Annotated in this window: 28 protein-coding genes; 12 read left to right on the top strand and 16 right to left on the bottom strand. The window is 49.7% G+C overall.

Annotation, left to right across the window (positions count from 1 at the left end):
- Positions 1-63: 63 nt before the first annotated feature.
- Positions 64-981, bottom strand: coding sequence for a diguanylate cyclase (locus HND56_01430; GenBank protein ID QKK04424.1), 918 nt, complete (start codon positions 979-981; stop codon positions 64-66).
- Between the two features lie 118 nt (positions 982-1,099).
- On the opposite strand from HND56_01430, the gene HND56_01435 reads away from it, so the two are divergent.
- The 3 genes from HND56_01435 (at position 1,100) to HND56_01445 (ending at position 3,639) form a co-directional block, all read left to right on the top strand.
- On the top strand, positions 1,100-1,720 hold the full coding sequence (locus HND56_01435; GenBank protein QKK04425.1) for a COQ9 family protein: 621 nt from the start codon (positions 1,100-1,102) through the stop codon (positions 1,718-1,720).
- A gap of 81 nt (positions 1,721-1,801) precedes the next feature.
- Positions 1,802-2,488 (top strand): hypothetical protein, encoded by a 687-nt coding sequence (locus HND56_01440; protein QKK04426.1) that lies wholly within the window; start codon positions 1,802-1,804, stop codon positions 2,486-2,488.
- A 206-nt stretch (positions 2,489-2,694) separates the two neighbouring features.
- Entirely contained in the window at positions 2,695-3,639 is a 945-nt protein-coding gene (locus HND56_01445) for a hypothetical protein (GenBank protein QKK04427.1), read from the top strand.
- 85 nt (positions 3,640-3,724) lie between these two features.
- Here the strand turns inward: HND56_01445 and HND56_01450 are convergent, their stop codons facing one another.
- Positions 3,725-5,221: an MmgE/PrpD family protein gene (locus HND56_01450; GenBank protein ID QKK04428.1), complete on the bottom strand. Its 1,497-nt coding sequence runs from the start codon at positions 5,219-5,221 to the stop codon at positions 3,725-3,727.
- Between the two features lie 102 nt (positions 5,222-5,323).
- Complete coding sequence (locus HND56_01455; GenBank protein QKK04429.1) at positions 5,324-6,247, bottom strand: hypothetical protein; 924 nt, start codon at positions 6,245-6,247, stop codon at positions 5,324-5,326.
- 149 nt (positions 6,248-6,396) lie between these two features.
- Here HND56_01455 and HND56_01460 point away from each other — a divergent pair, with 149 nt between their 5' ends.
- Positions 6,397-6,891, top strand: a complete 495-nt coding sequence (locus tag HND56_01460) for a DUF2147 domain-containing protein (GenBank protein QKK04430.1) — start codon at positions 6,397-6,399, stop codon at positions 6,889-6,891.
- Here the strand turns inward: HND56_01460 and rnhA are convergent, their stop codons facing one another.
- The 6 genes from rnhA to ispH all read right to left on the bottom strand — a co-directional run bounded on the left by rnhA (position 6,892) and on the right by ispH (position 11,732).
- Positions 6,892-7,344 (bottom strand): ribonuclease HI, encoded by a 453-nt coding sequence (gene rnhA / locus HND56_01465; GenBank protein ID QKK04431.1) that lies wholly within the window; start codon positions 7,342-7,344, stop codon positions 6,892-6,894.
- Positions 7,341-8,306, bottom strand: a complete 966-nt coding sequence (locus tag HND56_01470; GenBank protein QKK04432.1) for a homoserine kinase — start codon at positions 8,304-8,306, stop codon at positions 7,341-7,343. Before HND56_01470 ends, rnhA begins: the two co-directional genes overlap by 4 nt.
- 62 nt (positions 8,307-8,368) lie before the next feature.
- Positions 8,369-9,019 (bottom strand): hypothetical protein, encoded by a 651-nt coding sequence (locus HND56_01475; GenBank protein ID QKK04433.1) that lies wholly within the window; start codon positions 9,017-9,019, stop codon positions 8,369-8,371.
- An 88-nt stretch (positions 9,020-9,107) separates the two neighbouring features.
- Positions 9,108-10,061, bottom strand: a complete 954-nt coding sequence (locus HND56_01480) for a hypothetical protein (protein ID QKK04434.1) — start codon at positions 10,059-10,061, stop codon at positions 9,108-9,110.
- The gene (locus tag HND56_01485; protein QKK04435.1) at positions 10,051-10,677 is read right to left on the bottom strand and encodes a hypothetical protein; all 627 of its coding nucleotides are present in this window, start codon (positions 10,675-10,677) and stop codon (positions 10,051-10,053) included. Before HND56_01485 ends, HND56_01480 begins: the two co-directional genes overlap by 11 nt.
- Positions 10,678-10,769: 92 nt before the next feature.
- Complete coding sequence (gene ispH, locus HND56_01490; protein QKK04436.1) at positions 10,770-11,732, bottom strand: 4-hydroxy-3-methylbut-2-enyl diphosphate reductase; 963 nt, start codon at positions 11,730-11,732, stop codon at positions 10,770-10,772.
- Between the two features lie 51 nt (positions 11,733-11,783).
- On the opposite strand from ispH, the gene HND56_01495 reads away from it, so the two are divergent.
- The 5 genes from HND56_01495 to HND56_01515 all read left to right on the top strand — a co-directional run bounded on the left by HND56_01495 (position 11,784) and on the right by HND56_01515 (position 15,549).
- Positions 11,784-12,341, top strand: a complete 558-nt coding sequence (locus HND56_01495; protein ID QKK04437.1) for a hypothetical protein — start codon at positions 11,784-11,786, stop codon at positions 12,339-12,341.
- Between the two features lie 100 nt (positions 12,342-12,441).
- The gene (locus tag HND56_01500) at positions 12,442-13,074 is read left to right on the top strand and encodes a D-sedoheptulose 7-phosphate isomerase (protein ID QKK04438.1); all 633 of its coding nucleotides are present in this window, start codon (positions 12,442-12,444) and stop codon (positions 13,072-13,074) included.
- 19 nt (positions 13,075-13,093) lie between these two features.
- The gene (locus HND56_01505) at positions 13,094-13,348 is read left to right on the top strand and encodes an exodeoxyribonuclease VII small subunit (GenBank protein ID QKK04439.1); all 255 of its coding nucleotides are present in this window, start codon (positions 13,094-13,096) and stop codon (positions 13,346-13,348) included.
- Positions 13,349-13,378: 30 nt separating this feature from the next.
- Positions 13,379-14,338, top strand: coding sequence for a hypothetical protein (locus HND56_01510; protein ID QKK04440.1), 960 nt, complete (start codon positions 13,379-13,381; stop codon positions 14,336-14,338).
- Positions 14,317-15,549, top strand: a complete 1,233-nt coding sequence (locus HND56_01515) for a CCA tRNA nucleotidyltransferase (GenBank protein ID QKK04441.1) — start codon at positions 14,317-14,319, stop codon at positions 15,547-15,549. The genes HND56_01510 and HND56_01515 overlap by 22 nt, the downstream gene beginning before the upstream one ends.
- 3 nt (positions 15,550-15,552) lie before the next feature.
- Here HND56_01515 and HND56_01520 read toward each other — a convergent pair whose 3' ends face one another.
- Entirely contained in the window at positions 15,553-15,762 is a 210-nt protein-coding gene (locus tag HND56_01520; protein ID QKK04442.1) for a hypothetical protein, read from the bottom strand.
- Between the two features lie 107 nt (positions 15,763-15,869).
- Between HND56_01520 and genX the strand changes: the two genes are divergently transcribed.
- From genX to HND56_01535, 3 genes are all read left to right on the top strand, one after another.
- Entirely contained in the window at positions 15,870-16,895 is a 1,026-nt protein-coding gene (gene genX / locus HND56_01525; GenBank protein QKK04443.1) for an EF-P lysine aminoacylase GenX, read from the top strand.
- Positions 16,896-16,921: 26 nt separating this feature from the next.
- On the top strand, positions 16,922-17,776 hold the full coding sequence (locus HND56_01530; protein ID QKK04444.1) for a shikimate dehydrogenase: 855 nt from the start codon (positions 16,922-16,924) through the stop codon (positions 17,774-17,776).
- 144 nt (positions 17,777-17,920) lie between these two features.
- On the top strand, positions 17,921-18,271 hold the full coding sequence (locus HND56_01535) for a hypothetical protein (GenBank protein QKK04445.1): 351 nt from the start codon (positions 17,921-17,923) through the stop codon (positions 18,269-18,271).
- Between the two features lie 119 nt (positions 18,272-18,390).
- Here the strand turns inward: HND56_01535 and HND56_01540 are convergent, their stop codons facing one another.
- From HND56_01540 to HND56_01565, 6 genes are read right to left on the bottom strand one after another with little or no spacing between them, the layout of a single operon-like run.
- Positions 18,391-18,726: a hypothetical protein gene (locus HND56_01540; protein QKK04446.1), complete on the bottom strand. Its 336-nt coding sequence runs from the start codon at positions 18,724-18,726 to the stop codon at positions 18,391-18,393.
- A gap of 12 nt (positions 18,727-18,738) precedes the next feature.
- Entirely contained in the window at positions 18,739-19,125 is a 387-nt protein-coding gene (locus HND56_01545) for a hypothetical protein (GenBank protein QKK04447.1), read from the bottom strand.
- Between the two features lie 5 nt (positions 19,126-19,130).
- Positions 19,131-20,084, bottom strand: a complete 954-nt coding sequence (locus tag HND56_01550) for a phenylalanine 4-monooxygenase (protein QKK04448.1) — start codon at positions 20,082-20,084, stop codon at positions 19,131-19,133.
- A gap of 27 nt (positions 20,085-20,111) precedes the next feature.
- Positions 20,112-20,789 carry a maleylacetoacetate isomerase gene (gene maiA / locus HND56_01555; protein QKK04449.1) on the bottom strand — a complete coding sequence of 226 codons (678 nt, stop codon included), beginning with the start codon at positions 20,787-20,789 and terminating at the stop codon, positions 20,112-20,114.
- A 24-nt stretch (positions 20,790-20,813) separates the two neighbouring features.
- Entirely contained in the window at positions 20,814-21,254 is a 441-nt protein-coding gene (locus tag HND56_01560) for a hypothetical protein (protein QKK04450.1), read from the bottom strand.
- Positions 21,251-21,730, bottom strand: coding sequence for a hypothetical protein (locus HND56_01565; protein QKK04451.1), 480 nt, complete (start codon positions 21,728-21,730; stop codon positions 21,251-21,253). The genes HND56_01560 and HND56_01565 overlap by 4 nt, the downstream gene beginning before the upstream one ends.
- Positions 21,731-21,734: the final 4 nt, after the last annotated feature.

Below are 21,734 nucleotides of genomic sequence, written 5' to 3' on the forward strand. Positions count from 1 at the left end.
TAAAAAAAGTTTATACGCATTTTTTTTGGCAAAGTAAACGCAAAAATACGACAAATTGGGAGTTTAAGGCGTATCGTGGTCAAAAATATGTACGCCGTTACCACCGTTTTTAATCACGATCTGCAGTGCTGTTGCCGCATTTTGCATGGCTTCTTCCAGCAGGGTCTTGCGGTCGTCATAACCGACGACCCCGATACTGATCGTGGATTTGATATCCATTTCCTGATGTTTAAAGCCGCCTTCGGCAGCCAGTTTGACCAGACGGCGGGTAATCACCTCGGCACCGTCCAGAGGTGTTTCCGGGAACAGAATGGCAAAGGTCGGGCCTGACCAGCGGGCCAGAATATCAACATTGCGCAGCGTATTGCTGCAAATTTTCCCAATCCATTGCAGGGCGCGGTCGCCGACATTATAGCCGTGTTCTTCGTTGATTTTTTCTAAGGCATCAATATGAATGATGGCGACGGAGAAGGGGCGGCTATAGCGTTTGGAGCGCAGCGCCTCTTTTTCGGCAATAGAGGCAAATTCCTCCTTGTTCATGACACCGGTCAGCGGATCGGTTGCGGCAATACGCAGCATTTCACGGTCACTGTCGGTTGAAATTTTCTGGTCGCGGACAATGGCGACATAGCAGGGTTTGCCGGAAACAGGCGGGCGCATAATGGTGATGGTGGCATAAAACTCGCTGCCGTCACTACGCTTGCCGATAATTTTACGGGTGCGTTCCGCCATATGTTTGACGCGGATATCGCTATGCGCGAATTCATCGACAAAAACGCCGTGCTGCATATGGAAGCGGTCAGGAATAAAAGCGTTCAGCGGCAGATCAACGATTTGTTTCTGCGTGTAACCGAAAATGGATTCCGCCGCATGGTTGGCAAAGATAACGCGCATGGAGTGGTCGAAAACGAGAACGGCATCCTCGTGCAGGATCAAAATCTGTTTTGAGATTTCTTCAACGCTGGAACCTAAACCGAACATATTTTCTTGCCCTCGTTCCGGGTTACCGGAAAAATTATTTTCTTATTATTCCATCAAGCGGGAATTTATCACTATAATAGCGGTAATCTCAACAAGGTAAATAGAATCTGTGGGCAGAATGAAAAAAAAGAGTGATAAAAAAGCGGAAAACAAGGATAAGGCGTTACTGGAACTTCTGCCTGTTTTCGGATTTGACGGCTGGTCTGAAACGGTGTTTCAGCAGTTTCAGGGTGACGGGAAACACGGAGAATTTCGTGACGCTCTTGATGCGGCGCTGTATTTTTCGGATTGGGCCGACTGCCGGATGACGGAAAAAATTGCGGCTATGAAGACGTTTAATTCTTTGAAAATACGCGAAAAGATATTTACGGGCGTGAAAACGCGGCTGGATGTTTTGCTGCCGCATAAGCAGGCGGTAAAAAATTCCGTACGTTTTATGTCCTCTTCACCTGTGCGGGGGCGGCATGTGCCGAAAATGCTGTGGCACACGGCTGACCAGATATGGTTTTTGGCAGGGGATACGGCAACGGATTACAATCATTACACGAAAAGAATGCTGCTATCGGGTGTGCTGGCGACAACGACGGCATTCTGGCTGCGCGACGAATCGGAAAATCACGAAGAGACCGAAGTTTTTCTACAAAAGCGTATTGAAAATGTCCTGTCTTTTGGCAAAGCGGTCGGGAAGGTAAAAAAAGCCGGCGCGGCTGTTTTTCACCGTGAAGAGGGCGGTCATTAAGTAATCTGCAAGTTTTTCCGTTTAAAATATAACAAGAAAGACCGTGTTTGGCGGTTCGAAACGGGAGAACGGGCGGTATTGATGTTTTTTGACCCTACTGTTGTTGTGCAGCCGGATTTTCGGGACTATCTTGCGCCTGTTGCCGCCGTGACATCGTGCAGTGAATTCCGTTCCCATCCGGCGATTAATGTGCTGGTTGATGATGTGCCCGTCAAATACGATACCTCCAAAAGCTATGCCGAATTGCAGAATTTCAATATTGATACGATCTCGCCTTATGGCGCGAATGTGCAAACGCGCGTGACCGGATTAACCGACGGGCAAACCTATTTTACCACAGAGGCCAGCGTCAGGTCGCAGACGCATCAGCTTTTCAAGACAAGCTGTCTGTGGTTTGAATCAATTACGGTGACGATCAGCACAATTCCGACGGTTTATCTTGCCCGTGAGCAATTGCAGAATAAATGCCGTTACCGCTCGACTTTGGCGCATGAAATGAAACATGTTGAGGTCAACCGCCGCATGGCGCGCGAATATGCGCCGGAAATTAAAAAAGTCGTGATGAATGAGGTACGCCGCATCGGTGTCGTCGGTCCGGGGCCGGCAAGCCAGCGGGACAGTATTCAGGCGGATATGCTGAAGGCGGTTAATCAGAAAGTGGCGGTCGTTATTGAAAAAATGAAGCGGGAACAGCGCGCCCGCCAGCAGGCAATCGATACAAAACGGGAATATGACCGTTTATCAAAAATGTGCGGCGGAAAATTCTGATTTTTCCGGCTTTTACGCTAATCGTTAATTTTTCGTAAATAAATCTTGTTTTCCCTAAGACGGCATGCTAGCCTTCTCCTTAAATAACATAAGACTGAAAAAGAATCGGGCTTTTTAAGGGTTTTCCGCTTGTTCCGACATCAAAACCGGATAGGCTGAAATTTTTAAAAGCTGCGTGACCTGAAAAGAAAGAGGAGGGAAGACCCATGAATATGAAATCATCCTTGGCATTCGAAAACACCGGTTTGCCTGAAAACGAAACCATCAAAAAAGCCTATGAATTTGGCGTGAAGTCGCATGTTCGCCGCTTTGATGAAGAGCTGAAAATGGCGCATAAAAGCATTGATTCCCAGCTGAACCAGCAATTTGACATGATCAAAATGAGCGGTCAGTATAATGAGGAACAGCTCAAGCAGTTGAAAAAACAGCAAAAACAAGTTGCAAATCAAATTAAAGACCAGATCGAAAACCAGCTGATGGCAACACGCGATGTTGATTTCCTCGCACGCGTTGTCGGCCCCGCAAAAGTTGTTGCGGAAAGCGATGCAAGTGCTGAAAACGTTGTCAGCGCCATTCTGGTTCTGGAAACGGTTCGTTCGCCGAAAGATTACGAAGAGATCAAACAAGGTCTTGGCGATAAAATCTCCGGCATCGTTGCTGAAATTCTGGATATGGAAGCTTATCCGAGCGAGCAAACGGCAAAAATCTCCGGCATGTCCGATGACAGCAAACGCGCCAATCTGGCGGTTATGGTCGGCGGTATGCGTTCGCTGGCTGATATGGCCAAACAACTGCCGCCCGAACAGAAACTGATGATGGTCGGCGGTAAAGATGCTGCGAAAAACAAAATCGACTTTGCATCCGCCGTACGCGGCATTGACAGCAAACTGGATGATATGTTCGTTGAAGCTTTCAACGATGTCTCCAAAGTCATTGATGTCGGCGTCCGCGTCGAAGTTGATAAAGACACAAACACGCTGAAAGCGGTTGATGTTGACATCACGCCTCCGGGTATCGGTCCGGGTGCGGGCGGCAACAGCGGCCCTGGCCTTGGTGGTGATTTCTTCGGAAATGACGACAAAAAAGGCCCGTCTACCCCCCCGAGCAAAGGCTTCGGCGGCGGTAACAAAAAGCTGGGCGGCGGCTTCTAAGAAGCCCCTTCCGCAATAACCGTATTAAAGAAAAGGCCCTGCATTGCAGGGCCTTTTCTGTTGTGCCGTTTTTTTTTACAAAAGTTTAAAACAGGCCCTTCTTGCCTTTTTCAAGATCGTCAGGACATTGAATCGTCAGCCCGCGCAGCTCTTCCTCGCCGAGTTCGGGCAGGCGCTGGACGAGGTCGAGGAAGCGGTTTTGCTCTTCCTCGGCAATGACGTTTTCGCACAACATGCGGAATTTATCGATATAGTTTTCACGTTTAAAGGGACGCGCACCGGCGGGATGGGCATTGGCAACGCCGAGTTCGTCGATGATTTTTGTGCCGTCTTTCATTGTGATTTCAACACGGCCGCCAAAGGCTTTTTTCTGCGGATCGGGGTCGTGATAGCGTTTCGTCCATTCAGGGTCTTCGACTGTGCGGACTTTGTGCCACAGCTTGACCGTGTCTTCACGCTGCGCCCGCTCAGGCGCATAGGAATTGACATGATGCCAGCTGCCGTCCTGCAGGGCGACGGCGAAAATATACATGATGCTGTGATCCAGCGTCTCGCGGCTGGCTTTCGGATCCATTTTCTGCGGGTCGCCCGCGCCCGTGCCGATGACGTAATGGGTGTGGTGGCTGGTATGAATCAGCACATCTTCGACTTTATTAAAATCGTCGATTTTCTCGCCCATCCGTGCGGCCAGATCAATCAGTGCCTGGCTTTGATATTCGGCGGAATGTTCTTTGGTATAGGTTTCAAGAATGGCGCGTTTGGACTCGCCTTCATCCGGCAGCGGAACCTGATACAGCGCATCCGGCCCGTCCAGCATCCATGCAATGACGCTGTCCTCGCCTTCATAAATCGGTGACGGCGCGCCCTCGCCGCGCATACAGCGGTCGACGGCTTCAATCGCCAGTTTACCGGCATGGGCGGGGGCAAAAGCCTTCCAGCTGGAAATCGCGCCTTTGCGTGATTGACGCGTGGTGCAGCTGACATGCAGCGCCTGCTGGATGGATTGGTAAATCAGTTCGGTATCCAGCTCCATCATCGTGCCGATTCCGGCTGCGGCCGCAGGGCAGAGATGCGCGATATGGTCGATTTTGTGTTTATGCAGGCAGATGGCCTTTACCAGTGCGACATGCAGCTCATAAGCGGTGGCAAGGCCGCGGATCAGGGATTCACCGCTGCGCAGGGTCTGTTGCGCAACAGCCAGCAGCGGCGGAATATTATCCGCAGGGTGTGAATAATCGGCGGCAAGAAACGTATCATGGTAATCCAGTTCGCGCACGGCGGTTCCATTCGCCCAGGCCGCCCATTCGGCACTGACGCCGTGCCCCATCGGCAGACCGAAGACATTGGCGCCGCCCTGACGGGCATGGTCAAGCGCTTGCGCCCGTGCGGTGACAACCGGACCGCGGTTCAAAGATGCTGCGGCAACAGAGGCATTATCAATCATACGGTTGATGATCATTTCAGTGACATCGTCATCGACCGCGACGGGGTCGGCGGCCATTTTGGCCATTTTCCACGCCAGTTGCTCCTGTTTGGCAAGAGTTTCGGCCTCTTTATAAACGCGTACGCTGTGAAGTTGCATCTGCTTGTTCCTTCGCTGTTTATTCGTTTTCACGAACACTCTAGCGGCAGGAAAAGCAAAGGACAAGAATTTTAAGAGCGTCCATATGGAACGCCGGGCGCTCTAATAGCGGTTTTTATGACCGTGCGGAGGGGAGAAGATCGGGTTATTGCGCGGTGCGGCCTGCAGGAAATAGTGCAGGTTAAATCCTGTTTCAAGGAAGCTCGCTTCAAAAATATTCGGCTTATCAGGGCGTTCACCCATGCCGTAAAGGCTTTGCAGAGAAGCCTGCGGCGCGGATTGCGTATTGCCGTAAATGCTTTCGCCCCGTATACCGCCATATTCGGAATAATGCCCCATACGCGGCGTACGGTAATGGCTGCGGAAATATTCCCGTATGGCGCGGACATGCGCCGTGCCGTCATAGGCATTATTGCCAAGACTGTTCTCGCCGCTGCCGAAAGCGCGGAAAACGCTGCCGTAGCGCGATTGTGTGGCGGCGTTATAAGCATCGGGGTAACCGCTGTCTTTCATTTCCTGCAGAATTTCCGCAGTCATCGCAATACGCACGGCCATGCGGAAATGGTCATCAACCGTTTGCGGACGCCAGTTGCCGCTTTCGGGATAGCCGCGCAGATTAAGATCGCCATTGACCAGCTTATCCACCATTAACAACGCCGTTTGTGCAATCTGGTTTTTCTGGATACGTTCGCCCGGAATAAGCGGCATGCCGCCGCGATCGACCTGCACCGGAACATCATAGCCGGACAGACAGACTTCATCGCCCTGCTCATCCAGAAATGTAGCGGCCATCCGGCTGGAACGCAGGGCAAACAGTGCCTGTTCCGCCGTTTGTTGCTGTACCATTGTTACGGAATTCTGGGAGGAAAGATTCGTCTGCGGGACACATATATCCTGAAATGTATTTGTTAAATTCGTATATTGCGAATCGTCAAAATGAATATTCTGCGCATTTGCCGCGCCTGCGCCAAGGGTAAGCGCCGAAACGCCGGCCAGCAATGTGGTACGAAAAATCTTTCTGAGCATGGCTGCAGCCCTGTCCCCTGTTACGCCTTAACGATGTTACATAATATCACAAATATCATATAAAGGCAAATAACGGAGCGGTTTAGCGGGTTTACCGCTGTTTAACAAAGTTTCCGTATAATATAATAAAAAAGGCAGGTAATCCGGTTATGACGACGGGTAAATTCAAGCGCACGGCTTTTCTGACGCTGTCCATTTTATTCAGCGGCCTTGCCGCCGCGCCTGCGGTGATGGCGGGCGGCGCAAATGATATGGAGGGCGTTTGGGAAAATGAAGAGATCGGCGTGGTTGAAATCGCTCCCTGCAAAGATAATGACAGCAAATTCTGCGGTTATTTGCAGATGGCGTCGCCGACAGCGATTGAAGAATTTAAGTTACGGGTCGATAAAACATCGCGTAGCATTCAGGGGCTGATGGTGATGAGCGATCTGACGCCGAATGCGGAGGAGAGTAAATTTGAGGATGGCCGTTTCCGCAATACCGATAATTCACAGGCGCAATCCGCGACACTGACGATAAAACTGGACGGGGAAGCGCTGAATGTGCGTGCCAGTATCGGCTGGTTCGGAGAGGATTTTAAATTCAACCGCGTGACCGAAGACCGGCAGATTTTCGCTTCGGCCAATATCAGCCCGAAAATGTAGTTATTCCTCTTCACCCGGAAAAGGATAGGGGATGGCATCACGCGCCAGCTGGTCGGCGCGTTCGTTTTCGGGATGACCGCTATGCCCTTTGACCCAGATCCATTTTACGCTGTGATGGCGGGCCATTTCCTCATCCATGGTTTTCCACAGGCCTGAATTTTTCAGCGGTTTGCGACCGGCTGTCTTCCAGTCGCGTTTTTTCCAGCCCTGCAGCCATTTTGTTGCGCCGTCGATCACATATTGGCTGTCACTGTGGATGGTGACATCGCAAGGAGAGGTTAAAGCCTTCAATCCCTCGATGACGGCTGTCATTTCCATGCGGTTATTGGTGGTATCTTTTGTGCCGCCGGAGAGCTCTTTTTCATGCCCGTTATAACGCAGAATCGTGCCCCAGCCGCCGGGGCCGGGATTACCGCTGCAGGCACCATCGGTGAAAATATCGACTTTTTTCACGCGGCCCCCGTTTCGCAGCGGATATCATGTTCAAGATGATAGTCCAGCTTTTGTAGATATTCGTTCGGATCATGCGGTGTGACCAGCGCTTCCTGCGGGCGGTTGAACCGTTCGGCAAGGCGGCTCATTAAAAAGCGCAGTGCTGCGCCCTGATGCAGGATTTGCAGGGATTTCTTATCCGCGTCCGTCAGCGGCAACACAGCCTGATAGGCGTTCAGCAAAGCGGTGTATTTTTCCGTATTGAAGGTTTTTTCATCATCAAAACACCATGCATTGACGCAGATGGCGAGGTCATAAGCCAGAAAATCCTCTCCCGCCAGATAGAAATCGATGATGCCTGTCAGACGTTCCCCCTGAAAAAGCGTATTATCAGGGAACAGATCGGCATGAATATGTCCCGTCGGAAGATTTTCCGGCCATTTTTTTTGTAAACGCTCGATGACGGGCAACAGTTTTTTTGACAGACCGGGCGCAAATCTGTCGGCATAGGAAAGATAATCGTCCTTGCGTTGCAGCAGGCGGGGCAGAGACCACGGATTCGGGCGCTTCAATGCAAAATTCTGTCCGGCTTTGTGCATGCGGGCAAGGCAGTCCCCCAAGGCGGCGCAATGAGCAGGAGTAATCGGCGCGGGGGCGCTGCCCTCCAGAAAGCTGAGAAGCAGGGCGGGTTTTCCGGATAAAACGCCGATTTTTCCGCCGTCTTTATCATTCAGGATGCGCGGGCAGGGAAGGCTTGCGATATTCAGTCTGTCCATCAATGCGGTGATGTAAGGCAGTGCCTCGCGCCCCGGAGAGAAATCTTCAATCAGGGTCAGGATATAGCGTCCGGAGTCCGTTTCCAGTAAATAATTGCTGTTGTTAATGCCTGCCGCGACAGGTTCATAGCTTTTTAACGCACCCGTCTTGTAATGCGTCAGAAAGCTTTCCAGTGCGGAACGTCCGATATTTGTGTAAACAGCCATGAGGCCGATTTTAAGAGATAATCACCGTCTGTGACAATGTTTTACTGAAGGTAATGCTTATTTTACTTTACGGGGCGCAGATAGGGCGGCAGTTCTTTTTTACCGCTTTTATCTTCGATTTTCTCTTTGTTTTTGCCTTTACCGAAGCTGTTCATCAGCGGGGTGGGGTTTTGCGCATGATGTTTGCCGATTTCGATATAGCATTTCTTATTGGCGTAAAACATCAGATAGTCATCCATATGGGCGCGCAAATGCTGTTTCTGTCCGTCATCGGCTTTGACCAGACGCTGCGCGACCTCATGGATTTCATAAGGCAGGCTGTCGGGCTTTTTCTCAAGCGCGGTTTTGATCAGAAGTTCCGCTTCGGGATAAATGACGGGATTGGCAAATAACGCCTGAAACACGGCTGCAGAGGTGGAAAAACCTGTCACACGTTCCGGCGCATGTGTCAAAATGGCATGAATAACCCCGCCTTTAAAACCTTTGGCGGCTGCATCGAAAGCACGCTGATAGGCGGCGGGTTTTAAGGCAATATAACCGTTTTCCGTGCCGTAATGACCGGGACAGTTGATATCACGTGTCAGCATATAATGAACGGTTTTACTGTCACCATTGGCGGCGGCATTGATAAAAAGCCGTTCGGGATTGGCGCTGGCGGCCTGCATTGCGGCGCGCAGCCTGCCTTGATCATCCTGTCCCCATTCCTGTGTCATATTTGCCGTCCTTTCCGCATTTCCGCGCGGGTAAAATCAATGGGGCTACTATAACATAAAAAATTTAATATGTAAAATTAATGTGATTTTAATCACCTTTTGCGGCATCTTCCAACCATTCTAGACGGTAGGTAATGCGCTCTTTTTGAACAGTCTTGAAGGTTTTTTTTGTGAAGTGCGCTAACCACTTCTTGTTAATAATTTTTTCGTTTGTATCCAAAGAGTGTATATATGCTTCAGAAAACCTAGAACCAATTTTTCCAGATATTAGCTCTTCTTCTCCATCAGGCTGAAATTCAAATTTCTTTTCTATGGGTAATACACCAATGAGACGCCCAACTTTCCGAACTTCAGTTTCGTCTACCTCGGACTGATCTGTACGGTTGTATGCTCTAGTAATAGCATAATTATCAAAATCAAAGCTTCGGTGGGCTTCGTAAAGTTTTAATCTGGAGTTATGTTTGTGTAAGGTTTTTATAAATTGTTTTAGGGCAGAAAAAACTGCGTGGTCTATATCCTGTACAATCTCATCAAAGCGTTCATCATCCTGAGATGTAACACCATCTAATATATCTGCAGATTTTTCAATGGCTTCTTTAATTGGAGTGGCAAATAGTGGCATTGGTTTTGTATCAATTTCTTCCATTAAGAAACCGAAAGAACCATGAGCGATACTAGTAATACAGAGATTTGATGGAATATGCTCTAAAGTGGCATCTGTTGCGCTATGCTTGACGTTCCTACTTCTGGTCACGAGCTCCATTGTTGTATCAATCATTCGATTGAATTTAGCTAGTATATCAGAAGCAAAGTCGGCATTGATGCCATAGGATCCAGTAACGGGATCTCCATTAAAGAGAAGCGCCACTTCTCCTATGTTGGATCTATGGTTAATTAGTTCTTGGATTTGCTTTTCTACTTCGATTTTCCTCTTTTTTAAAGACAGGTCGGAGAGGGAAAAGCTATCAGATTGCCTTTGCAAAAGGATATCGATTTTTCCAAGTTCAGCAGAAAGCATGTCTATCTCGAATTTACTCGCCATTACTTTCTTTCCGCGTTTTAAGTATCTTCAAAAGGGTTTCTTCATTTTCTTCTCTCAATATTGGAACCTGAAGCATCCCTTTTCTTTGATGTGTTTTACGTTGATGAGAAAAAAGTTGTACCCAGTAGGATGCCCTATCAATTAGCATTTCTGGGGGCGAATTTAATTCTTGTGTATAAAAATCGCAGTGATATTTTTCTTTCAAATCCGCTAGAGTGGGGTTCCCATCTACATCTAACACCACTAGTCCATTATCTAATAAATTTGTTAACAGCTCATTACTATTATTTACATATTCATCAGGCAGATGTAAAAAGGCGATAATATCAATATCGTTTGGGGGTCTGTTTTGAATAAGCTCAATGTTCTCGCAGAAGCTACCATCAACCCACATAAAGCCATTGTTTATTCCACATTTGTTAAGGACTTTTCGTAATTCTAAGAAGCCAATAAGAATAGATATCCGTTCTGCGGAAATTGCAAAACATGTGACTAGGTCTTGAATAGTTGTTTTATAGGGTGACTGGATTGTTGTGGCATCCTCTCCCAAAAAAGGAGGGATTAGGCCACTTTCATTAAATGAAGGAATTGTAGATTGTTCCTTAAAGTTAAACATTTACCAATTCGCGATATTAAAAATTGAAACTTTTATGAGTTAAAGTAACAATGTTATATATTAATTCAATGTTTTTTACTACACGTACGCTACTATGCGGCAACGTCGCGCGGCAGTTTGAAGGTGATGTTTTCTTCGGCAACTGTGGCATGTTCAATATTGATACCGCCAAACAGAGACTCGGCGGTGTCAATGACGCCCTGAATCAGTTTCTCCGGTGTGGAGGCGCCGGCGGAGAGACCAAGCGTATCGACATGTTCCGCAATGCCGTCCCAATCAACGGCATCGCTGTTTTGCGCCAGATAGGCGTTTTCACATCCGTGTTTTTGCGCCGTTTCCACCAGACGGTTGGCATTTGAAGAATTGGCGGAACCGATCACAACCAGCATGTCACAGCGCGGCGCAATGGCCTTGACGGCATTCTGGCGGTTGGTGGTGGCATAGCAGATATCTTCTTTTTTCGGCGCAGCAATTGCGGGAAAGCGGCGCAGCAGAATATCGACAATGCCCTGCGTATCATCAACGGAAAGTGTGGTCTGTGTGGCATAAGCCAATTTTTCCGGTGTGGTGCTGTTAAAGTTTTCGGCATCTGCGGCGGTTTCAATCAGTGTCACGGCACCGTCAGGCAGTTGCCCCATTGTGCCGATCACTTCCGGATGTCCGGCATGGCCGATCAGCAAGACATGCAGCCCGTCCTTATGATGGCGCTCGGTCTCGCGGTGAACCTTGCTGACCAGCGGACAGGTCGCGTCAATAAAGAACATACCGCGTTTTTGCGCCGCTTCGGGAACGCGTTTGGGGACGCCATGGGCGGAGAAAATCACCGGCACATTTTCCGGCACGTCGTCCAATGTTTCAACAAAAACCGCGCCTTTTGCGCGCAGATCATCCAGCACATGTTTGTTATGGACGATTTCGTGGCGGACATAGACGGGGGCGCCGTATTTTTCCAGCGCTTTTTCGACAATAAGAATGGCGCGGTCCACCCCTGCGCAGAATCCGCGCGGATTGGCCAGCAGGATTGTCAAAGACTTATCTTGATATTTCTTGCTCATGGGGTTTATATAAAGATATCCGAAGCTTTTGTCGAGAGAGACCCTAAGAATATGTTTAAGAAGCGTCTGTTTAAAAAACTGCTGACCGTCACGGTACTTTGCGCTCCGCTGTTGATGGCGGGATGTTCCGGTCTGAAAAAAGGCAAAATTGCGCCCTCGCTGCGCTGCCCGCAAACAGGGTTGATGCATTACACCGATACGGCTGTCTTTAAAGATGCGGCAGGGCAGGAAACCGCTTTTGTGGCCTTGCAGGATTTTCGCGGCAGTTGTGATTTTGTGCAAAAGGGTGAAAAAGCCGTGGATATCAAACTGGATTTGAGCTTCTACGCTGAAAACCGCAAAACGGATACGCCGCTGACGCAAAAAGATTTCTCTTATTTTATCGCCATTCTCGGCCCGGATGAGGCGATTTTGACGAAAGAGGTTTTCCCGCTCTCGATCGAATTTGACAAAGAAAGCGGCGCAGGGCTGGCGGTTGAGAATGTGCAGCAGCATATTCCGCTGGCTGATCTGGCACTCTCCGCCCGCTATAAGATTATTTTCGGGCTGCAACTGACACAGGAACAGCTGACCGAAAACAAACGCGGACCGCTGAAAACCGCGCAGTAAAATAGCCGCAGGATGAAAGAATCCTTGCCCGCCAAGGCCTGCTATGCCATAAGAAAACGGAATAATATAAATAACATTTAATTTTTTGGAGTCTGAAACCATGACCCTGCCTATTGAAGAATTCTGGAACAGCGAATTTGCCGAACATGTCACAGTGGCTGAACAAACGGCGCATCTGCTCAAAAAAGATTTTGCGGCGCTTTTGGATGCCTGCATCCGCAGCATTCAAGAAGGCGGTAAAGTCATGTTTTTCGGCAATGGCGGCAGCGCAGCGGATTCCCAGCATCTGGCAACCGAGCTGACGGCACGCTATAAAACGGACCGTAAAGCGATTGCCGCAATTGCACTGACAACCGACACATCCGCCCTGACGGCGATCGGGAATGATTTCGGTTTTGAAGACTTATTCTCCCGCCAGATCGAGGCTTTGGGCCGTGCAGGCGATGTCGCCATCGGCATCAGCACATCGGGCAATAGCGCCAATGTTTTGAAAGCGCTGAAGCTGGCGCGGGAAGAAGGTATCGTCACCGTTGGTTTCACCGGCGGCACGGGCGGTAAAATGGCGGATGTTTGTGACATTGTTCTGAAAGTACCATCGCCGACAACGGCGCGTATTCAGGAAATGCATATCACACTGGGGCAGATGCTGTGCGGTGCGCTGGAACAGGCGCTGGGTCTGACGGCGGCGGAACACACAATGCCCTGTTTTCAGGATATGCGTAAAACCGCATAAGAATTAAGTGAGGATAGGAATGGCAGAAAGCGCGACGGCAAAACAGGATATCGGCAAAACAAGTTTTGAAGATGCCTTGACCGAACTGGAACGGATTGTGCGCGAACTTGAATCCGGCAAAGGCGATCTTGAAACTTCTATCGAAGCCTATGAAAAAGGCATGGTTTTAAAACAGCATTGCGAAGCCAAGCTGAAAGAAGCGCAGGCCAAAATCGAAAAAATTACGGTCAGTGAAGACGGCAGTGTCAAAACATCGGGTTTCGACGTCGAATAATCCACGCGCATAAATAAAAAGAAGGCAGCGATGGAAATTGAAAAACTTATTTTTTACCATCATCCCTGTCTGGATGGCAGTACGGCTGCATGGGCGGCTTTGCAGGCCTTTGGATATGATAATACGGCTTATGTCGGTTTCACCCATGATCAGGATGATGTTCTCTTAAAAGCAATTGATGACTATGTCACGGAAAAGACCATTGTCTATTTCTGCGATATCGTTCCGCCGCGCCCCATTCTGGAGATGCTGCCGGAAAAAGCCGGCAAAGTCATTATTTACGACCATCATGTCAGTGCCGAGAAAATGCTGAAAAACTTCTCGCATCCGAAATGCGAGATTGTGTTTGATATGAACCGCTCCGGTGCCGGACTGACATGGGATATGCTGCATCCGGAAAAACCGCGCCCCTTCGTGATTGATCTGGTTGAGGCGATGGATCTGTACCGGACCGATACGCTGGGATCGCGTCAGGATTTTTTCAGCTTTGCCGCCGGAATGGATACATTGCCGGTTAAAGATTTTAAAGCCTTTGCCGAAGAATTCAGTCAGCTGGCAGGTTCTGATGACGAGCGTGCGCTCTTATCGGCGCGCGGGCATGAACGGCGCGATATCTATTTGAGCCGTATTAAAAACGTGCTGGCCGATTTGCAATATGTGACCCTGCCGGGGCTTGAAGCGCTTGAGGGATGCGAGGTCGGTTTCATCCGCGGCGATATCCGCAGTTTCGGGCGTGAATTCTGGTTCCGTTTTCAGGAGGTTTGTGACCGTGACCGGAAAGTCGTTATGCTGTGCCGTGACGAACCTGACGGGAAAAGTATTGCGATCAGTTTCCGCAGTACGCCGGAAACCGATGTCAGTTGCGCCGCCGAGGAAATCGGGTCAAAATACGGCATCAGCGGCGGCGGTCACCGCAATGCGGCAGCCGCGCGCCTGACAAAGGAACAGTTTGAATCGCTTGTGGAAAAATGGAACCTTCCTATCAGTTAAGCAGCCTTCCGGCATGGATTGCCTATCCCGAAACGGAACGTCTTTTTACGGCGCTGTCGGCGGATGGTGCGGAAACAGCGCCGCGTTTTGTCGGCGGTTGCGTCCGTGACGCCTTGATGAACCGCACAGTCTGCGATATTGATCTTGCCACACCGCTGTCGCCTGAAAGGGTGATGTCCTTACTGGCGGAAGCCAAGATCAAATATGTCCCGACAGGGGTGGAACACGGCACTGTGACGGCAATTGTCGACCGGATGCCTTTCGAGGTCACGACTCTGCGCCGTGATGTTGAAACGGATGGGCGGCATGCAAAGGTCAGCTTTACCGAAAACTGGCAGGAGGATGCCGCGCGGCGCGATTTTACGGTGAATGCGCTTTTTTGCGATATGACCGGCAAGGTTTATGATTTCTTTGGCGGCGTACGGGATCTGCGGCAGGGGCTGATCCGCTTTATCGGTGATGCCGAAACCCGCATTCAGGAAGATTACCTGCGCATTCTGCGGTTTTTCCGCTTTTACGCCCATTATGCCGGCGGAACACCGCCCGATGAAACAGCACTTGCCGCCTGCGCAAAATATGCGGCGGAAATTCCCAAATTATCAAAAGAACGTATCACTCATGAATTTTTGCGTCTGTTGGAGGCCAAAACGGCGGCGCGTTCCTTACATTTTATGGAGGAAACCGGCGTCCTGCGCTGTGTTGCGCAGCAGGATGCGGCACTTGATGTGCTGGAAAGACTGATTAAGCAGGAAGAATACTGGGATACGGATTATGATGCGATGCGCCGCCTCGCTGCGCTTTTTACCGCAGATGTGGAATTGTTCCGGCTGCCGCGCAGTGCGGAAAAACAATGGAAAACCCTGCGTGATCCGGCACTGATAAAAAAAATCTGGCCCGGTATGACGGAATTCGAAATCCGGCAATTTGTCTATGATAACGGCAATAGTCTGCTGCGTGATATGTTGCTGCTGGCAGCGGCGCGGGAGCGTGATGCCAAGAAACGCGATACCTACCGTCATTTATACCAATTGGCGACATCCTGCCGCCTGCCGCGCTTTCCGGTTCTGGGTAAGGATGTTATGGCGCTGGGGATCGAAGAAGGAAAAGAGCTGGGCGATGTGTTGCGCAAGGTCGAAACATGGTGGCGCGATAAGGATTTCCGGCCGGGACGAACCGACTGTCTTGCTTATCTGAAATCTTTGGTGGAATAAAAATTACAGCCCCAGCCACTCTATTTTCAAATGGCGTGCCAGATAGGATTCCGTTAAGGCAAGAAAGCTGGTTGACCAGACCGCGAGTCCTGTCAGCGCGGGAACCAGAATAGAATCTGTTTGCCAGCTTTGCAGCAGCGAGGTGATCAGCACAATGCCGCAAAGCGTACCGGCATAGGAAGACAGAAGTTCGGTCATTGTTTTTCTGCGCATGGTTTTGCTCTCTTGATTCCTGTTGCTCAACTGTTTAAAACGTAACATTACCTTAACAAAAAATTAACATAATCTGCATGAAAATGCAAGGAAAAACAGCGTTTAAAATGCCAAATATCGGAAAAGAAAAAGAAAAATGGTGGCGCCCGGCAGTGTTTGCGGAGAAGATTCTGCATCTGGAAAAGCGTGCGCGGCTGGTTTCCGGTATAAGGAAGTTTTTTTCCGCGCGCGGTTATCTTGAAGTGGAAACATCTGCTTTGCAAACAAGCCCGGGTATGGAAGTGCATGTGAAAGCCTTTGAAACGCGGCTTTACGATGTGAATAGGGAAGATTTTGCCGAAAAGCGCCTGCATACCAGCCCCGAGATTGCGATGAAAAAACTGCTGGTTGCCGGGCTGCCGAAAATTTTTCAAATCTGTCAGGTTTACCGCAATGCCGAGGGCTCAACGCTGCACAGCCCTGCTTTTACGATGCTGGAATGGTATCAGACAGGGCTGTCTTATCGCGGATTGATGGAGGAAACCGTGGAAATGATCCGTGCGGTCGCCGATGGCGTCATTCATTGGCGCGATCAAATCTCCGATCCTTTTGCGGATTGGCAGTTTATCAGTGTAAAAGAGGCTTTTGTGCAATATGCAGGCGTGGATCTGGAAGCGGTGCTGGAGGATTATGACGGTTTTGCCGCAGCGGCGCAGCAGGCAGACTGCCCTGCCCATGACGGTGATACATGGGATGATATTTTCTTCCGCATTTTTTTGGAGAAAATTGAACCGCAGCTGGGGCATCCTGCGCCGACAATTCTGTATGATTATCCGGCGGGTATGGCGGCGCTGTCACGTAAAAAACCGGAAGATTCACGTTATGCGGAGCGTTTTGAGGTCTATATTTGCGGTATGGAACTGGCCAATGCCTTTGGCGAGCTGACGGATGCGGCGGAACAGAAAAACCGTTTTGTGCATGCAATGCGGGAGAAAAAACAGATTTATGCGGAAAATTATCCTGTTGATGAAGATTTTATTTCTGCGCTGGAATATGGTATGCCTGAATGCAGCGGTATTGCGCTTGGTGTTGACCGTTTGGCGATGCTGCTCTCCGGCGCGGAAGATATCCGGCTTGTCAGGGCGGATATGTAGGGAAAGACGAAGAAGGTGCAGAAATTATGAGCGAAGAACAGAAAAGCTTCCGCCGTGCGGGCGTTATCGGCTGGCCGATTGAACATTCGAAATCGCCGATCCTGCATAATTACTGGCTGGAAAAATACGGGATTGAGGGCAGTTACGAGAAAATTGCCGTGCAGCCCGATATGCTTGCCGACGGTTTCCAGCATCTGATTAAAAAAGGCTATGCCGGATGGAATTTGACCATTCCGCATAAGGAAGTCGCTGTGCCGTTGATGGACAGTCTTGATCCTGCCGCAGAGCGTATCGGTGCGGTCAATACCGTGGTGGTGGATGAAGACGGTAAGCTGAAAGGCTATAATACCGATGGTTACGGTTTTCTGAAGAATTTGCAAAACAGCGTCCCGGAATGGGAGCCGAAAAACTGCACGGCATTGGTGCTGGGTGCCGGCGGCGCAGCACGGGCGGCAGTGGATAGTCTGGCGCAGAGCGGTGTGCCGCAGATATATATTATGGCGCGCAACCTGAAGAAAGCCGCGCAGCTGGCAGAAGATTTCACAACGGAAAAAAGCCGGATCAGCGTTTATGAATGGGGTGAAAACCCGGCATTGTTCGAAACCGTGACTTTATTGGTGAATGCGACACCGCTGGGGATGGAAGGCAATGAGGACGAACCTGATCTGACCATCATCCGCCATTTACCGAAAGATACGGCGGTTGTTTATGACCTTGTTTACACACCGCTTGAAACCGATTTGCTGGAGCGGGCAAAAAAACGCGGGCTGAAAACCGTGACAGGTATCGGCATGCTGGCCTATCAGGCTGTGCCGGGATTTTCCTACTGGTTCGGGCAAAGGCCGGAAGTGACGGAAGAGCTTTTGAATCTTCTTACCTGATATTTCCCCGAATATATTGACATAAAAATAAAACCATGCTAATCAATGACGGTCGTTTTGATAAAACGACTCACAAGAATTTTTTATGTTTGGAATATCCGGCCACAGAAAAAGGCCGTATCAGCAAGGATTGGGTTTTTAAAAATGAACAAAGTCACCAAAAAAGTCGTGGATGTTGCCGTGGCATATGCAACGGAGGAAGTCACAAGCTATTTGTATCAGGAATTTCAAAAAGCGGGCGGTGTTTCCGGCGTGGTCGCCAAAGTCGGCGAAGCGAAAGATTACGCGTTCGAGCGCGGCGGCAATATCGTCACAGCCGTTAAATCCGGTGATAAGGATGCCGTGTTAACCGAAGCCAAGAATGTTGCGGATGACGGTGTCGGCGCTGTTATCGGTGCGACACGTTTTGCCGGTCGCGGCGCAAAACATATTGGCACCAAACATGCCAATATGGCGCGCGCAGTGAAACGCTATATACAGGATTTCCGCAGCTAAAATGCTGATGAGCGCAACAGAATAAGCAAAACCCCGCGAATTTCGCGGGGTTTTGACTTCTGGACGTTTTTAAGATGGTCTATATATACGCGACATACATAGTTATGTCAATATAAATATTACTTTTGCGGCTTAACCGGCGGCGGCGTTGTATAGCGCACATAAACAGGTTGGAAGAAGGTTTTGCAAACCGCGCCTTCGACTTTCTTGCCATTGGCTTCCGCCGTAAAGGCGGTGCGCATCGCGCCGGAACCGAAACAGTCTTTAAAAGAGGCTTTGCCGGTAATTTCGACATTTTGCAAATGTGCCTGATTTTCCAGTACATCGCGTGCTGTTGCTTCATCGGTATAACCGACGGCTTCCACACCGACCAGCCCGGCGGCAAATGCGGCAACCGTGCCGCCTAAGATTCCGCCGATAATTTTTTGACGTTTTGTGGCAGGTTTCTTTGACATGTTGTTATCCTGTTATTTCTTACAGCTGCGGTGTCCGGTTCTTTGGCACAATTTGCGTGCCAGCAGCCTGACATCGGCCTCGCTGTCTGCGCCTTTGGCGCGGTTATAGATCAGCGCAACGACCTGCACATTCTTTTTTGTGTATCCCTTATTGGGGTCGATACGGTCAAGAGAGGGCGACCAGGGATTGGACTGGCCTTTGCCGCCGCTGCTTTCGTTAAAGTCGAAAGAAACGCCTGTCGCCTGGCATTTGCCCTTTTTCAGAGCGGCCTCGATAAATTCTTTACTAAGGGAGAAGCTGATGCCTTTGTCAGTGGCGCGCTGGCGGGCGTTCCAATAAAGCGATCCGGCTTTTTTGCGGATTTGCTGCTGGTGAACTTCGTCTGGCTTCTTTTCCATGGGCGCTATGTACCCGCTTTTTCGGCGGCCTCCTGCTTTTGTTTCTTTCTTTCCGCCCTATTTGCCGCCGCCTTTTTCGCGTATTCACCCGTGCCTTTATGAAGAACAATATCGCTGTCCGTCAGCTCTGTCGGCTGGATCGTCGGCAATTGACGGACTTCCTCGTAATAGGGAAGAAAGTCCGGCTTTGTTGCTTCAAATAATTCATCAAAACTTTCGATGACGTGATAAGTATCCTGAAAATCATCAATGAAGAAACGGCTGCGCAGCAGGCGCTTCACATCGAATTTCACCCGGTTCGGAGACGGGCTGTCGAGCGCGAAAACCGATTCCGTCGGTGAGGATAAAATTCCTGCGCCGTAAATGCGCAAACCTTCCGGCTCCTGAATCAGGCCGAATTCAACCGTGTACCAGTAAAGACGCCCGATCATGTAAACGGCCTTGTGGTCGGCGGCTTTCAGGCCGCCGCGGCCATAGGCTTCGATATAATCGGCAAAAACAGGATCAGCCAAAATCGGCACATGACCAAACAGGTCATGGAAGACATCAGGCTCCTGAATATAATCAAACTGGTCGCGGGTGCGGATGAATGTGCCGACCGGAAACAGGCGGTTTGCCAAAAGCTCAAAGAAAGGCTCTACGGGGATCGGCCCGGGAACACCGACGATTCTCCAGCCGGTTCTTTCCATTAAAACCTTATTCACCTCGTCAAAATCGGGGATCTGGCTGTCATTGATGCCCAATGCTTTTAAGTTATCCATGAAAAGACTGATGGCACGACCGGGCAGGATTTCCATCTGGCGGTGGTAAAGATCGCGCCAGATCGCGTGTTCTTCCGCCGTGTAATCTTCCCAGCGCTGCGGGACGACGAAGTAATCCACATCACCGCGTTTCCAGTCACCCAGATCGCTGTAATGACCTTCAAAAACACGGGAGCTGTTGCCGGTAACGTTTTCCATGGTTTTGTTCTCTCTCCTCCGAGCGGGTTATGCCGTGGCTGCTTTACGCAGTTCTGCGGGGGTATCGGGCTGACTGTGCGGATCGGCTTCAATAAAAGCCGGATGTTCCAGACACTTCTTCTCAACAGCCTCAATCAAGGGGAAACGCGACATATCGCAATTAAAACGTCTTGCATTATAGATTTGCGGAATAAGGCACATATCTGCAAGCGTTGGTGCCGATCCGCAGCAATACTCCCCTTTTGTATGATACGGACTTTTATTAAGCATAATCTCGATTGAGGTCATACTATCATAAATCCACTTCTGATACCACTTTGTTTTTTCTTCTTCGCTGACGCCCAGTTTTCCCGTCAGATACTTCAAAACGCGCAAGTTATTGACAGGGTGGACATCGCAGGAGACGATCAGGGCAATCTGGCGGGTAAAAGCGCGCTGTTTTGCGCCTTCGGGATAGATGCTGGGGCCGGGATAGCTTTCCTCCAGATAATCAAGTATGGCAAGTGATTGCGTTAAAACATACCCGTCTTCAAAAACCAGCACCGGGACAGCCCCTTGCGGGTTCATTTCACGGTAATCTTCGGCCCATTGCTCGCCTTTGACCAGATTAACGCCTTTTTGCTGATAGGGAATTTTTTTGTAATTCAGTCCGATGCGGACGCGGTAAGAGGTGGAGGAACGGAAATAATTGTAAAGTGTCAGCATGATTCACAGCTCCTGTATTTGTACTCACCTACGAAGAAAGTTGCGCAGATTGCGGTGTTTTAAATTCTGTGCGGCATTTTGCCGGTCTTTGTCTATTCTTGCCGCCATGTGGTCTCTTGCCGTGTTGATGCGGTCATAAAAAGGCTTCAGTTCTTTTGTAATGGCACTCATATCACCATTCCGGCCCACCAAATGCCCGATAGGTTTTGAGAGCGTCACAGTGGCTGCTTCACCATTTAAGCGGCGGATATTTTGTAAAAGCCAGATACATTCGCTAAGCCCGTTCCAGAAGATCGTCCCGTTATCATTTTTTGCGTCTTCATAGCTCATACGGGCCGTCGTGATTTCGACGGATTTCATGGCGGCTTCGGCACGGACGCGGCTGCCGTAATGGATGGCCGTCATTTGATTGACAAGTTCGTCTCTTATATCTTTTGCGCGGTAGTGCTGCGGCATAGATGTCATCTCTTCGGTCCCGGAGGCTTTTTGATAAACTGGCGCAGATTGTTGCGCTGTTGGTTTTGCTGATGATTGCGTTTTTCACGGGCGGCGGCCAGTTCTTCCTGCCGTTTCACTTCCAGCTCACTGTCATAGAAAGATTTCAGGGCATCCGCCAGCGGACGCACGCTGTAATCATGGTCATAGACATCATCCAGATAATCATCCAGTTTGCGCGGCAGGGATATCGGTGTATTTTCTCCGAAAGCTTCGCGGTGCTTATCCAACACCCACAGGCATTCAAACAGCCCTTCGGAATAGCCGGAATAGTTTTTCTCGGCCGCTTTGTCGTAAGGAAGATGGCGGATATCGTTTTCAATACGTTCCATTTCGTAAAGTGACGGACCCATACTGCCATACATACCAAGCGCAACAGAGGCGAGTTCTTCTTTTATGGCTTTAATCGTATAATTATGGGGTTTCGGCAGTGAAGGTGTTGTCATTCCG

Source organism: Pseudomonadota bacterium, from assembly GCA_013285465.1.
Classification (GTDB): Bacteria; Pseudomonadota; Alphaproteobacteria; order Micavibrionales; family CSBR16-224; genus CSBR16-224.

What these genes read in the sequence shown, in the direction of transcription:
- HND56_01430 (QKK04424.1), bottom strand. Translation starts at nt 981, where the DNA reads ATGTTCGGTTTAGGTTCCAGCGTTGAAGAAATCTCAAAACAGATTTTG.
- HND56_01435 (QKK04425.1), top strand. Translation starts at nt 1,100, where the DNA reads ATGAAAAAAAAGAGTGATAAAAAAGCGGAAAACAAGGATAAGGCGTTA.
- HND56_01440 (QKK04426.1), top strand. Translation starts at nt 1,802, where the DNA reads ATGTTTTTTGACCCTACTGTTGTTGTGCAGCCGGATTTTCGGGACTAT.
- HND56_01445 (QKK04427.1), top strand. Translation starts at nt 2,695, where the DNA reads ATGAATATGAAATCATCCTTGGCATTCGAAAACACCGGTTTGCCTGAA.
- HND56_01450 (QKK04428.1), bottom strand. Translation starts at nt 5,221, where the DNA reads ATGCAACTTCACAGCGTACGCGTTTATAAAGAGGCCGAAACTCTTGCC.
- HND56_01455 (QKK04429.1), bottom strand. Translation starts at nt 6,247, where the DNA reads ATGCTCAGAAAGATTTTTCGTACCACATTGCTGGCCGGCGTTTCGGCG.
- HND56_01460 (QKK04430.1), top strand. Translation starts at nt 6,397, where the DNA reads ATGACGACGGGTAAATTCAAGCGCACGGCTTTTCTGACGCTGTCCATT.
- HND56_01470 (QKK04432.1), bottom strand. Translation starts at nt 8,306, where the DNA reads ATGGCTGTTTACACAAATATCGGACGTTCCGCACTGGAAAGCTTTCTG.
- HND56_01475 (QKK04433.1), bottom strand. Translation starts at nt 9,019, where the DNA reads ATGACACAGGAATGGGGACAGGATGATCAAGGCAGGCTGCGCGCCGCA.
- HND56_01480 (QKK04434.1), bottom strand. Translation starts at nt 10,061, where the DNA reads ATGGCGAGTAAATTCGAGATAGACATGCTTTCTGCTGAACTTGGAAAA.
- HND56_01485 (QKK04435.1), bottom strand. Translation starts at nt 10,677, where the DNA reads ATGTTTAACTTTAAGGAACAATCTACAATTCCTTCATTTAATGAAAGT.
- ispH (QKK04436.1), bottom strand. Translation starts at nt 11,732, where the DNA reads ATGAGCAAGAAATATCAAGATAAGTCTTTGACAATCCTGCTGGCCAAT.
- HND56_01495 (QKK04437.1), top strand. Translation starts at nt 11,784, where the DNA reads ATGTTTAAGAAGCGTCTGTTTAAAAAACTGCTGACCGTCACGGTACTT.
- HND56_01500 (QKK04438.1), top strand. Translation starts at nt 12,442, where the DNA reads ATGACCCTGCCTATTGAAGAATTCTGGAACAGCGAATTTGCCGAACAT.
- HND56_01505 (QKK04439.1), top strand. Translation starts at nt 13,094, where the DNA reads ATGGCAGAAAGCGCGACGGCAAAACAGGATATCGGCAAAACAAGTTTT.
- HND56_01510 (QKK04440.1), top strand. Translation starts at nt 13,379, where the DNA reads ATGGAAATTGAAAAACTTATTTTTTACCATCATCCCTGTCTGGATGGC.
- HND56_01515 (QKK04441.1), top strand. Translation starts at nt 14,317, where the DNA reads ATGGAACCTTCCTATCAGTTAAGCAGCCTTCCGGCATGGATTGCCTAT.
- HND56_01520 (QKK04442.1), bottom strand. Translation starts at nt 15,762, where the DNA reads ATGCGCAGAAAAACAATGACCGAACTTCTGTCTTCCTATGCCGGTACG.
- genX (QKK04443.1), top strand. Translation starts at nt 15,870, where the DNA reads ATGCCAAATATCGGAAAAGAAAAAGAAAAATGGTGGCGCCCGGCAGTG.
- HND56_01530 (QKK04444.1), top strand. Translation starts at nt 16,922, where the DNA reads ATGAGCGAAGAACAGAAAAGCTTCCGCCGTGCGGGCGTTATCGGCTGG.
- HND56_01535 (QKK04445.1), top strand. Translation starts at nt 17,921, where the DNA reads ATGAACAAAGTCACCAAAAAAGTCGTGGATGTTGCCGTGGCATATGCA.
- HND56_01540 (QKK04446.1), bottom strand. Translation starts at nt 18,726, where the DNA reads ATGTCAAAGAAACCTGCCACAAAACGTCAAAAAATTATCGGCGGAATC.
- HND56_01545 (QKK04447.1), bottom strand. Translation starts at nt 19,125, where the DNA reads ATGGAAAAGAAGCCAGACGAAGTTCACCAGCAGCAAATCCGCAAAAAA.
- HND56_01550 (QKK04448.1), bottom strand. Translation starts at nt 20,084, where the DNA reads ATGGAAAACGTTACCGGCAACAGCTCCCGTGTTTTTGAAGGTCATTAC.
- maiA (QKK04449.1), bottom strand. Translation starts at nt 20,789, where the DNA reads ATGCTGACACTTTACAATTATTTCCGTTCCTCCACCTCTTACCGCGTC.
- HND56_01560 (QKK04450.1), bottom strand. Translation starts at nt 21,254, where the DNA reads ATGACATCTATGCCGCAGCACTACCGCGCAAAAGATATAAGAGACGAA.
- HND56_01565 (QKK04451.1), bottom strand. Translation starts at nt 21,730, where the DNA reads ATGACAACACCTTCACTGCCGAAACCCCATAATTATACGATTAAAGCC.